This is a genomic window from Arthrobacter sp. LAPM80, assembly GCF_046736435.1.
Classification (GTDB): Bacteria; Actinomycetota; Actinomycetes; order Actinomycetales; family Micrococcaceae; genus Specibacter.
Genome location: NZ_JBCHVD010000062.1, coordinates 1 through 854, shown reverse-complemented (window position 1 = coordinate 854; position 854 = coordinate 1). Strand labels below are relative to the sequence as shown.

1 protein-coding gene is annotated in these 854 nt (G+C 66.4%); it reads left to right on the top strand.

The window, feature by feature from the left end:
- A partial coding sequence (locus AAGW05_RS18515) for an amidohydrolase family protein (RefSeq protein WP_411806028.1) occupies positions 1–854 on the top strand: 854 nt, incomplete at both ends.

Here is an 854-nt window from a genome sequence, read left to right as displayed (position 1 = left end):
GGCGTTGACGAGTTCCCGCCGTTGGAGCCCGATGAGATGGAAAAGGACATGGCCGAGCTGGCCACGTTCGACTCGCTGCTCATTGTCCACGCCGAGGATTCCCGCGCCATTGACCGTGCCCCCACGGCCGAAGGCGACCAGTACGGAAAGTTCCTGGCCTCCCGCCCCCGCGGCGCCGAGAACCTGGCCATTGCCGAGGTCATTGAGCGTGCCCGCTGGACCGGGGCCAGGGCACACATCCTGCACCTGAGCTCCTCCGACGCGCTGCCCATGATTGCCAGTGCCAGGCGCGACGGCGTGAAGCTCACGGTGGAGACGTGCCCGCACTACCTCACACTCATGGCCGAGGAGATCCCGAACGGGGCAACCTCCTACAAGTGCTGCCCGCCCATCCGCGAGGCCGCCAACCGTGAACTGCTGTGGCAGGGGCTGCGCGACGGCGTCATTGACTGCATCGTCTCGGACCACTCACCCAGCACGCTGGATCTGAAGGACCTGGAAAATGGCGACTTCGCCGTTGCCTGGGGCGGGGTTTCCTCCCTTCAGCTGGGTCTGTCCCTGATCTGGACCGAGGCCCGCCACCGCGGCATCCCGCTGGAGCAGGTCATCCGGTGGATGTCCACGGCACCGGCTGACCTGGTCGGCTTGCACAAGAAGGGCAAACTGGCCCCCGGCTACGACGCCGACTTTGCCATCTTCGCCGCCGACGACGCCTTTATCGTCGACGTGAAGAAGCTCAAGCACAAGAACCCCATCACCCCCTACGACGGCCGCGCCCTCTCCGGCGTTGTCCGCCGCACCTTCCTGCGCGGCCACGAACTCGACGGCATCACACCCACGGGCAAGCTGCTGCG